Genomic DNA, 10258 nt, shown 5'->3' on the forward strand with positions numbered 1-10258 from the left:
CGCGGCGCGCAGGGCGAAGCGCGCCCGCCAGCACGGCGCACCCGGCCACGCCGCAGCCATAGCGGCGCCTTCCCTCCACCGGCGGCGTTACCGGCGTGGCGGCCCCATGGAGATCGTCTGGCCCATCGCGGGCAGCGGCGGACCGGTGATGATCGCCTCGCTGCCGGAGCGCCCGATGGACAGGTGCCTTGCCGATCGGAGCCTCTTGGCCCACCTGTTCGTCCACGAGCTCGACTACCACACGCCCTGCTACCGACAAGACGTGGAGTCGGACCGGCACGGTTTCCGCATCGGCCGCGGCAACATGACAGGCTGGCAGTAGGATTGTGGTCGGGCAGTCCGGCGATGGCCGCGGTCCGGCGTCCACCCCTCTTAACGCGGCGCTCCGAAGGAGCCCTGCCAGCCATGTCCTCCCTCGGGCCCGAAGATACCCGCGGGCCGGTCGATTGGAATTGACACCGGCAATGTGAGCGTTCACATTCCAGTCGAGGACCACCCCTTTGTTTCGGTTTGCTCGGGTCCTCCTGAGCACCGAGCTCTTCGTCAATATGATCCATTCAGTCGATTTTTACACCGATCCTGTTCGCGCGGTCGTCGCGGAAGCGATTGCTGATCGATGGTGATCGGCGTTTTGCCAAGAGCGATCCAATAGAGGACGCGACAGCCCTCGTTTGTTCGACGGCTGTCGTGAAATCCTGGGTGCTGTCCACCGGAGACGATTTCGTCAAGAATCCGGCGATGCTGGCGAAGCGACCGGATGGCAAGCTCGGGAACGAGGGAACCTATGTTGCGGCGGGTTGTGCTAAGACGCTCCTCGGGCGCACCGGTGTCATCACGCCGGCCCCGTCCGGGAGCTCGTCTGGGCCGGGTGGGAGGCACTTTGCCAGGGAGGCGGATCCCGTGAGGAACGTTCTGTCACCTGAGGGGAGTGTGGCGAGTCGCCCTTGACACGCTCGAATCGTTTAGTTTCCTTTTCACCTGATTCCGGTACGTAGGAGACCTGTGATGCAAGATCAAACGTTCAGCCGACTCGCCTTCTGTGTCACCCTTGCGAGTTGGGTCGCGGTTTCGTGCGCCCCCGCCGAGTCCGACTCGAACAACGACGGAGGGGGCGGAGGCGGCGGAGGGGGCGGAGGCGTCGTAGCGAGCGGAGCGACGACGACCGGCTCCGTTAGTAGCACGAGCGGCAGCGGCGTTGCGACCTCTAGCAGCACCACCGCGGCTGGGACCGGCGGTGACAACAGCGGCGGGAGCGGCGGGGCTGAGCCGACCGGCAGCGGCGGTGCTGGCACGGGTGGCTGGCCCGAAGGAGCCATTCCCATGGGGAACGCGCCTGTGCGGAGCGCGGGGTGCGGCAAGGCAACCACGTTGACGACCAAGGAGTATACGATCTCAAGTTCGGGCCAAAATCGCGTGTACTACGTCGATATGCCCAAGAACTACGACATGAACAAGCCCTACCGGCTGTTCTACACTTCACATTGGATCGGCAGCCGCTGGCAAGACGTCGAGGGGCAAGACTTCTACTTTCTCAAACCGCAGATGGAGGCCGACGGAGAGCAAGCCATTTTCGTGGCCCCCTCCTCGGACGGTGCAACGTGGCAAGAGAAGGACCACGCGCTGTTCGACGACATCATGGCGTTCATGAATGAAAATGTCTGCTACGACACGACCCGCGTGTTCGCGACCGGCTTCAGCTTCGGAGGGATGATCACCTATTCGCTGTCGACGAACCATCAGGCGGAAATCCGTGCGGCCGTGGGCATCGCCCCGGCCAACTACAACATCTGGTTGCCTGAAAAGACGCGGAAGCCCATTGCTTGGATGCACACGACGGGCATGAGCGACGGGACTTGCCCCTGGGTGAACAACGAAGGTCAAAAGAGAGGGGCCAAGTTCATCGCCCTCGAAAAAGCCGAAGACAACGGCTGCACGATTCCGGACAACATCCCGACTTCAAACGGCGCGTACAGCTGCTACGATTTCAAGGATTGCGATCCGGAACATCCGACGCGGGTGTGCACCTTCGGCGGCGGGCACACGAACATCGACGGCAATCCGAATTGGATTCCCATCGAGTCGTGGAAATTCTTCAAGCAGTTCTGACCGACGTCCTCGCCGCGGACGGGACCCTCGCCCGCGCGTAGCGCCGCGCTCAAGGAGGCGACCTCGTCGCTCCACAGGCGCTGCATGGCGAGGATTTGCTCGCGCACCAGCGCCCGGCGGCGGCGGAAGTCGACGCCGTGGTTGGGCTCACCGGGATGTGGGTGTGCTCGGGGAGGTAGAGCGAGTCGAAGCCGCGCGCCTCTACGGCGCGCGCCAGCTCTACGATGCGCCGAGGTGCTCCGCTTCAATCCTTCAGGGCGATCTAAGCCCCAGGCATCTTGAGGCCGCGCTCGTCCATCACGGCTTTGTTGCGCGCCTCGCTCTTCGCGTACGCCGGGCGGGCTCTGACCCGCTCGGCATACCCGGTGAAGCTCGGGCGCGGCTCGAGCATCTTGAAGTCGAGCATGTACGCGATGGTGCCGCCGAAGATGACGTCGGCCATCGAGAACTCCTTGCCGAGGACGAAGTCACGGCCAGAGATGGCCGATTCCATCGTCGCGATCATGTCGTCGTAGTTGCCCCAACCGGCGGAGCCGGTGCGGAACTCCCAGTTGCCGGCCTTGGCCATCGAGCCGGGCTCGATGACCGAGGGGGCGAAGAGCGACCAGCGAAAATACGTGCCGCGCGCCGCGTCGTCGAGCTTCGGCGCGAGGCGGCCCGGGGCATAACGATCCGCGAGATAGAGGCCGATCGCCGCGGATTCGGTGACGACGGTGTCGCCGTCGACGAGCAAGGGCAGCTTGCCCATCGGATTGAGCTTCGTGACGTCCTCCTTCTTCTGGTCGCCGGCCATGATGTCGACGAACTTGAGCTTGTACTCGACGCCGACTTCCTCGAGCATCCACACGGTGTTGGCGGCGCGCGAAAACGGGTGGTGGTAAAGAACGATGGCCATGGTGGTGTCTCTTTCTCCGTTCGTTTCCGCCGGTCGGTCGGCGGCGCGGGGGAGGCTACCAGAGGCCGGCCCCGTTGGGCGCGGCGCCAGGTGCGGCAGGGTTGAATTCCTCTGCCCGCCGCGTTCATGGCTCCCGCCTCGGCGCGTGGCGACCTCGACCGCTACCCGGCGATGATCACCGGCTCGAGCCGCGGCCACACGAACGAGAGCGCGCAGGCGCCGCGTCGGCGCCTCCAAAGCTCGTCCAGCGGGCCGAGCACGCGGGCCTGCGCCGCAGGCTGCTTCGTTCAGGCGGCCACCTGGATCGACCGGTTGTTCTGGCGGGATTTCTGACCCGCGGAGCTAGCCCGTCCGGTCAGGCGGCGGCGTGCGGGCAGCAGCGCGGTAGGGCAAGCGCTCTCGCCGCGGCAAAGCCCCCGGATGGCCCCGCTGCGGGCGTGGCGAGAGCGGTAGCGGCCGCGCTCTCACGCCGTGTCCCGCGGCGCGCCGACGAACGCGCTCTCGTCGTAGTGGCTCCGGGGGTTCCACGCAGCGTAGCCCGCGCAGCCGGCGTCGTCGTTCGCGCGGATCTGCTCCTGGATGTGCCACGGCGTGTACTCGTACCGCTGCATGGGGCGCGAGCTGTCCAGATCGAACGCCTGGATCCAGCTGCGCAGCAGCCCGATGCGCCCGGGAAGCGCTGCCACCCTGCGCCAGCCGGCCGAGAGCGAGGCATACAGGGTCTCGTAGGGGTGATGCGCAGGGTTCGCGAACCCGAAGCTGCCAGGGCCCCAGTGCGATGGGTACGGCATCGGCATCACGTAGTCGAAGAGCTCCACGGCGTCCTCCAGCCGCTGGCCTATCCCCTCCTGCGGCCCGAGCAGCGTGAACCCGAAGACATCCGCGGAGATCGGGCGAGACGCCGCATTGCCGACCTCCGCGCGGAGGAACTCGAAGAAAGCGCGGATCGTCGGCACTCTCTCCTCGATCGGCGTCCGCGACCGCGGCTCGCGCGCGGCGCCATAACGCACATAATCGTAGTTCACCTCGTCGAAGCCGGCGTCGTACGCCCGGAGCGAGATCTCCGCGATCTCGTGCCATCGCGGCTGCGAGCCCGGGTCGTACCAGCCCCGCGAGCCGCCCTTGAACGCGACGAGCCGGGCGATGACGTAGATGCCGGCCTCGCGCAGGGCGCCCAGCTGGGCCCTGGTCACCTCGTCACGCTCGAAGAGGAGCGCGCCACCCTCCGACCGGATATCGATCACCAGGGAGTTCAGCTCTGTCCGCTGGACCAGGGAGGAGAGCCGATTCAGCCGCTCCACGTTCCTCCCCGCCGCGAAGTTCACGTAAATCGCCTTGGTGATCGTGGGCATGCTGTTCCCCCCGGCGAGGGGAGAGCACGTCCCCGGCCAAGGGAGCACCGGGCGCGCCGGAACGCCGCGCGGGCCCTACGCGGCTTCCCGGATCTGCGCCACGCTGGAACCCCGCGAGCTCCCGCGCCCCGGGTCACCCCCGCATCGCCTGGATCGGGCTGATCCGCGCAGCGCGGAGCGCCGGGAAAAACCCGCCGAGCAGGCCCATCACCGCCGCGATCGCCACCGACGTCAGCAGGATCCCGGGCGTCGGCTCGAACGTGAACACGACCTCCGACCAGCTCGCGAAATTGACGGTCGAGAAGCGCACGAACCTCATCCCGAGCGCGGCGAGCACGCCGAGCGCCCCGCCCGCCAGCGCGAGGAGGACCGACTCGATGAGGAACGACACGAGGATGCTGAACCGCGAGAAGCCGAGCGCCCGCAGCGTGCCTATCTCGCGCTGCCGGTTGGCGATCGACGAGTGCATCGTGATCATCGCGCCGATCATGGCGCCGATCGAGAAGAACACCGCGATGAGCACGCCCATCACCTTGATGAACATGCTCGTCCCCTCGGACTGCTTCTCGTAATAGACGCTCTCGCGCATCACCTCGAGCCCGAGGTTCCGGTTCTGCTCGATCGACGCCTCGAACGCGTCGAACTTGCTGGCCGAGGCGAGCCGCGCCCGCACCGCAGAGACGCCCCCCTCGCGGCCGAACGCCGAGCGCGTCGTGTGCAGGTCGGCCCAGATCTCGGACTCCGACGAGGAGCCGCCGTCCTCGAACACCCCGACGACCTTCACCGGCCGGTTCTTTCGCAGCTCGAACGACTCGCCGATCGACAGGCCCTTGAAGCGGCCCCTGATCGCCTTGCCCACGATCACCTCGTCCGTGCCCGGCTGCGCCGGCCGGCCCTCGATGATCTTCACCTGCGAGCGGAACGCGAGCACGTCGTCGGGCACCCCGCGCACCTGCACGTTGGAGATGCCGTCCGTGCCGAGCTTCTCGAGGAGGATGACCGCCACCACCTCCCCCACCCCGTCCGGCTTGCCGTCCTGCCGCTTCGCGACCTCGGCGCTCGCGAGGATCACGCCGATCTGCTGCTCCTCGATGCTGCTCACCATCTCGGCGTCGGAGCCCTTCCGCATCACGATCGCGACGTCGTCCCGCGCGGTGCGCCCCAGGGTGCGCTCCACGCTGTTCGAGAGCATCAGCACCGACGCGAACACGAACACGACGAGGCCGAGACCGGACGCCGTAGCGAGGGTCGTCGTCTTGCGCACCACCAGATTTCGAACGTTGTAGGCGACGGGGATCATGAGCGCTCTCTCCCGCTTTCAGGGTGTCGAAGACAGGCTGCGTGGTCGCTCACGCCACGCGCCGGAGCGCGTCGGTGACCGAGAGTTTCGAGGCGTTGTACGCCGGGATGAGCGACGCGACGAGCGACAGCCCCATCGAGAGCAGCACCGCCATGACCATCGTCGAAGGCTCGATCCGGAAATAAGGGAACCAGGCGCCCATCTCCTCCTCCAGCCACCGGCCCAGCCCGAGCTCGACGATCGGATACGAGACCACGAGCCCGAGGAACCCGGCCAGCAGCCCGATGGTCGCCGCCTCCCCGATGATGAAGATCCTCACGTGCTTCGGCTCGAACCCGAGCGCGCGCAGCACGCCGTACTCCCGCGTCCGCTCCCGGACGCCCATGGCGATCGTGTTGCCGAGGATCATCATCATGATGAGAAGGATGATGACGGACACGACGTTGAGCGCCGTCAGCACGGCCGACATCATCGCCATGAACGACAGGTTCATCGCCCGCTCGCTCATCGTCGCCGTCTGGACGTCCTTCTCGTCGAAGATCTTGTCGATCGCCGCGCTGATGTCCGCGCTCCGCGACGGGTCGTCGATCCGGGCGGCCATCCAGCCGATCTGGTCGCGCTGCCGCTCGGGGAGCGACTCGTTCAGGTAGTCGTAGTGAAAGATGAACTGCGACCTGTCGATCGACTTGCGCGTCGCCGTGTAGATCCCCGAGACGTTGAACTGCCAGTTTCCGGGGTAGATCGTCCCCTCCAGCGTCACCGTGTCGCCCGGCTTCACCTTGAGCCGGGTCGCGAGGACGTCGCCCAGGATGGCGCCCTTCCTGTCGCCCAGCCACCGCTCCATGTCCTCGGGCGAGACGACCATCTCGTCGTAGACCTTGAAGAAGGTCTTCGACTCGACGGCCATCGAGGCGAAGAAATTGTTGGCGTCGCGCGGGTCCTTGGCGCCGAACCAGCTCATGAAGGACCCCTCCGTCACGCCGGGGACCTCGCGGACCGTGTCCATGTAGCGCTTCGGCAAGGGGAGGATGAACGAGATCTTGTGCCGCGTCGCGATCCGGTCCTTCGCGGCGTGGTCGGCGGCGACGTTCCACGCCGAGAGCACCGTCCGGAGGAGCACGAACGCGAGCACCGCCACCACCGCGCCGATCACGGTCAGCAGCGTCCTGAACTTGTTGCGAAGGACGTTCCTGGCGGCGACGGAGACGAGGTTCATGACAGGTTCCCCTTGTCGAGCCGGCGCGTCACCGTCGCGCGCTCGGCGGCCTGCGGATCGTGCGTGACCATCAGGATGGTCTTCTTGAACTCCTTGTTGAGCCTCTCCAGGAGGGCCAGGATCTCGTCGGCGCTCTTGCGATCGAGATCGCCGGTCGGCTCGTCCGCCACGATGATCGTCGGGTCGTTCACGATCGCCCGCGCGATCGCGACCCGCTGCTCCTGGCCGCCGGAGAGCTGCCGGGGATAATGGCCCATCCGCTCCTCGAGCCCGACGACGCGAAGGGCTGTCTGCGCGCGCTTCCGCCGCTCGGAGGCCGAAAGGCTCGTGAGCAGGAGCGGCAGCTCGACGTTCTCGACCGCGGTGAGCACCGGCATCAGGTTGTAGGCCTGGAAGATGAAGCCCATCGTCCTGGAGCGGAAGCGCGCCAGCTCGCCGTCGCTCATCCGCGTGAGGTCTTGCCCCGCCACGCGCGCCGAGCCGCGCGTCGGGCGATCGAGCCCGGCGATCAGGTTCAGCAGCGTCGACTTGCCCGAGCCCGAGGGCCCCATCAGCGCCTCGTACGACCCCTCCGGGATGTCGAGCGTGATGTTGTCGAGCACCACGATCGGCTCCTTGTCGCGGAAATAGCTCTTGCCGACCCCCTGCAGCTCGACAATGGGCTTCGGCTTCCCGTCGCGATACCCCTCGGTCATTCGCTCCCCTTTTCCTTCTCTTTGATCTTCTGACCGTCCGCGAGCTCGGCGGATGGCCTCGCCACGAGGCGCGCCCCCGGGGCCGGGCCGTCGAGCAGCTCCAGCCCGCCGGGCGCGGGGCCGCCCACCTTGATGGGCACCATCTTCACCTGGCCCTCGTTGACCACGAACACCACCTTGGCGCCGCCCCGCTCGACCACCGCGGCCTCCGGGACGACCCGCTTCGGCGGCTCCTTCATCGCCTCCTCGGACAGCGCCTCGGCGAGGAAGCTGACCCGCGCGCTCATCTCCGGCAGCGCCTCCTTCGGCTCTCCGACGAACTTCACCTTCACCGGGATGGTCGCCTTGGCGCGGTTCACCCGCTTGCCGATCTCGAGCGTCGTGCACCGGTGTCGCTTCGAGGGATACGCGTCGAGGACCACCTCGCACGGCTTGCCGGGCTCGACGAGGTAGAGGCGCGTCTCCGGGACATCGGTCTCGACGACGAGCGACGTGAAGTCGGCGATCTCGACGAGGTGCGGCAGCTCGAGGCCGACGACCTCCCCGACCTCCGGCGGCTTCGACATGATCGTGCCGCCGATCGGCGCGACGATCTTCCGGTCGACCAGCGTGACCCGGAGGCTCTCGACGTCGGCCGCAGCCGCCTTGACCTCGGCGTCGGCCGCCGCCGCCGACTGCGTGAGCGAGTGCATGCGCGCGGTGAGGTCCTCCATCGAGGCGCGGCCGGTCACCTGGCGCTCGACCAGCAGCCGCTCCCGCGCGACCTGCTGCTCCACCTCGACGATGCTCGCCCTGGAAGCCGCGGCGCGCGCCCGCGCCGCCGCGACCTTGGCCTGGGCCGCGGCCACGAGGCTCTTCTGGTCGGCGTCGTCGAGCTCCACGAGCAGGTCGCCCTGCTTCACCACGTCGCCTTCCTTGACGTGCACCCGCGCGATGCGGCCGGGGAACTTGGCCCCGACCTTGGACACGACCTGCGGGACCACGTACCCGGTCGACGTCACGGAGATCGACGCCTGCGCCGGCGAGACCAGCGCGACCTCCGTGGTGGTGACCTCGGTCTTGAAGATCGCGCTCTGCGCCCTGGGCAGGGCGAACGCGGCGGCGCCGGCGACCGCCGCGAGCACGACCGCGGCGACGAGGACGGTGCGGAGCGGGCTCCGCCGATCGGGATCGACGTCCCGCTGGATCCGCAGCGAGGCGAGATCCGAGCTGAGCTGGTCGGACACGGCGTCTCCTTAACACGCTTCCGGCGTCGCGTTGAACTTCTATCGCGCATTTCTGACGCGCGGCGCCACCCGCGCCCGACACGCAGGACGCCGTCTCGCGCTCGGCCCTGGAGCGGCGCTTGCTTCGTATCGAAATCGCCTCCCGCCGTGGCAATCCGCCCGTCCAGACGACAATGCGCCGCGCGGCTGTGCCCCCTGCGCCTCACCCGTGGCTGTGCGCTCCCTGGCGTGCAGCGGCGCTCCGGCCCTCGCGCGAAGCGCGCGGCGGGCCTCACGTCCGTTGGCTGGCGCACCGGCGCATCGCTCCAGCGATGGAGCCGGAGCGGAGCGAGAGGAGGGAAACCGCTACAAGGTATCGAAACTATAAGCATTTATCGAACCAACGCTCCCGAACGACGGCGCCGCACAACGGCGGAAGTGCCAATCACCGAGATCCACGCGGCGGAGCAGGCGGAAGGTGCGCTCCGCGCCACACACGGGGTGGGATTGGTGCCTGCGGCGCTGTGCGCCCCTGTCTGTGTCGACGCGGGGCGCGGGGCCGCGGTGCGGCGATGGTGCGAGATGCGCGCCTTGCGCTCCCGGGCTCCCGAGACCAACACCCTGTCTCGACGCCCCGACGCCGCACGTCTACGCTGTCACGATGGGTTTTGTCGCGAGCCTTTTCATCGTCTACGGGGTCGCCGGGGTGGTGCTGGGTGTCGCGGTCGCCATCGCGATCGGGCGCTGCCTCCACCACCGGCGGCGCTCGCAGATCGCCGCGTATGCGCGGAGCCCGTCGGCATCACCCGGCGCGATACGCGAGGGGTTTGCGCTCCTGCGCGGCGAGGTGAGCGCGGAGGACGCCGCGCCGGGAGACGCGGTGATCGCGGTCGAGATCCCGTGCGGCGGCCAGGCCGGCGCCGCGCCGAGCGCGTGTCAGACGCGGGCGCGCGCGTTCTCGCTCCGGCTCGCCTCGGGCGCCACCGTGCGGGTCGAGCCGGCGAGCGGCAGGCTCAGCCTCGACACCACCTTCGTCCCGACGAGACGTGGCGGCGCGCCCGCCTACGTGTCCGAGGTCCGCCCCGGCGACACGATCTACATCGCGGGCTCCGTGCGCCGCGAGATCGACGCGAGCGCCGCCGGCACGGGCTACCGCGACGCCGCGCGGGCCTGGGTGCTCCGGGCGCCCGCGCACGGCAGCCTCTGCGTCGCCTCGGAGACGGTCATCGCCCACCACGCCCAGCGCGCGCGGTTCCACCGCTCCTGGGCGCTCGCGCTCGGCGGGGCGCTCGCGGCGCTTCACCTCGGCCTGTTCCGCGCGTTCCACGCGAGCGTGCTCGGCACCGTCGCGTCGGCCGGGACCATCGACATCGGCCCGGCCGCGCTCGCGCTCTTCTTCGTCGGCGCCGCGGCGCTCACCTACCGCACCCTGGCCGAGCAGACCTCTCCCTGGATCGAGCTCCGCGTGGATCGCTCCAGGGCGGCCTAG

The 10258-nt window shown here is 68.3% G+C and carries 9 protein-coding genes and 1 pseudogene; 3 read left to right on the plus strand and 7 right to left on the minus strand.

The features are described from left to right. The first annotated feature begins 106 nt into the window (after nt 1-106). Entirely contained in the window at nt 107-322 is a 216-nt protein-coding gene (locus WMF39_RS35930; protein ID WP_437740984.1) for an IS66 family transposase, read from the plus strand. 683 nt (nt 323-1005) lie between these two features. Then, nucleotides 1006-2106, plus strand: coding sequence for an alpha/beta hydrolase family esterase (locus WMF39_RS35935; RefSeq protein WP_437740985.1), 1101 nt, complete (start codon nt 1006-1008; stop codon nt 2104-2106). Nucleotides 2107-2242: 136 nt separating this feature from the next. On the opposite strand, the pseudogene WMF39_RS35940 reads toward WMF39_RS35935, so the two are convergent. The 7 genes and pseudogenes from WMF39_RS35940 to WMF39_RS35970 form a co-directional block, all read right to left on the minus strand. Next, a pseudogene (locus WMF39_RS35940) lies at nt 2243-2332 on the minus strand (LLM class F420-dependent oxidoreductase); the annotation flags it as partial. 36 nt (nt 2333-2368) lie between these two features. Continuing rightward, nucleotides 2369-3001: a glutathione S-transferase family protein gene (locus tag WMF39_RS35945; protein WP_437740986.1), complete on the minus strand. Its 633-nt coding sequence runs from the start codon at nt 2999-3001 to the stop codon at nt 2369-2371. Between the two features lie 464 nt (nt 3002-3465). Continuing rightward, complete coding sequence (locus WMF39_RS35950; protein ID WP_437740987.1) at nt 3466-4353, minus strand: putative glycoside hydrolase; 888 nt, start codon at nt 4351-4353, stop codon at nt 3466-3468. A 133-nt stretch (nt 4354-4486) separates the two neighbouring features. Further along, nucleotides 4487-5653 carry an ABC transporter permease gene (locus WMF39_RS35955; protein WP_437740988.1) on the minus strand — a complete coding sequence of 389 codons (1167 nt, stop codon included), beginning with the start codon at nt 5651-5653 and terminating at the stop codon, nt 4487-4489. 49 nt (nt 5654-5702) lie between these two features. Next, complete coding sequence (locus WMF39_RS35960) at nt 5703-6869, minus strand: ABC transporter permease (protein ID WP_437740989.1); 1167 nt, start codon at nt 6867-6869, stop codon at nt 5703-5705. Then, nucleotides 6866-7564 (minus strand): ABC transporter ATP-binding protein, encoded by a 699-nt coding sequence (locus WMF39_RS35965; protein WP_437740990.1) that lies wholly within the window; start codon nt 7562-7564, stop codon nt 6866-6868. Before WMF39_RS35965 ends, WMF39_RS35960 begins: the two co-directional genes overlap by 4 nt. Beyond that, nucleotides 7561-8790, minus strand: a complete 1230-nt coding sequence (locus tag WMF39_RS35970; protein WP_437740991.1) for an efflux RND transporter periplasmic adaptor subunit — start codon at nt 8788-8790, stop codon at nt 7561-7563. The genes WMF39_RS35965 and WMF39_RS35970 overlap by 4 nt, the downstream gene beginning before the upstream one ends. A 640-nt stretch (nt 8791-9430) precedes the next feature. Between WMF39_RS35970 and WMF39_RS35975 the strand changes: the two genes are divergently transcribed. Continuing rightward, entirely contained in the window at nt 9431-10258 is an 828-nt protein-coding gene (locus tag WMF39_RS35975) for a hypothetical protein (RefSeq protein WP_437740992.1), read from the plus strand.

Source organism: Sorangium sp. So ce1504 (genome assembly GCF_051521635.1).
Taxonomy (GTDB): Bacteria; Myxococcota_A; Polyangia; order Polyangiales; family Polyangiaceae; genus Sorangium; species Sorangium cellulosum_B.

Bases quoted from the DNA above. Each gene is read 5' to 3' on its own strand.
- WMF39_RS35950 (WP_437740987.1), bottom strand. From the start codon at position 4,353: ATGCCCACGATCACCAAGGCGATTTACGTGAACTTCGCGGCGGGGAGG.
- WMF39_RS35960 (WP_437740989.1), bottom strand. From the start codon at position 6,869: ATGAACCTCGTCTCCGTCGCCGCCAGGAACGTCCTTCGCAACAAGTTC.
- WMF39_RS35965 (WP_437740990.1), bottom strand. From the start codon at position 7,564: ATGACCGAGGGGTATCGCGACGGGAAGCCGAAGCCCATTGTCGAGCTG.
- WMF39_RS35975 (WP_437740992.1), top strand. From the start codon at position 9,431: ATGGGTTTTGTCGCGAGCCTTTTCATCGTCTACGGGGTCGCCGGGGTG.
- WMF39_RS35935 (WP_437740985.1), top strand. From the start codon at position 1,006: ATGCAAGATCAAACGTTCAGCCGACTCGCCTTCTGTGTCACCCTTGCG.
- WMF39_RS35955 (WP_437740988.1), bottom strand. From the start codon at position 5,653: ATGATCCCCGTCGCCTACAACGTTCGAAATCTGGTGGTGCGCAAGACG.
- WMF39_RS35945 (WP_437740986.1), bottom strand. From the start codon at position 3,001: ATGGCCATCGTTCTTTACCACCACCCGTTTTCGCGCGCCGCCAACACC.
- WMF39_RS35930 (WP_437740984.1), top strand. From the start codon at position 107: ATGGAGATCGTCTGGCCCATCGCGGGCAGCGGCGGACCGGTGATGATC.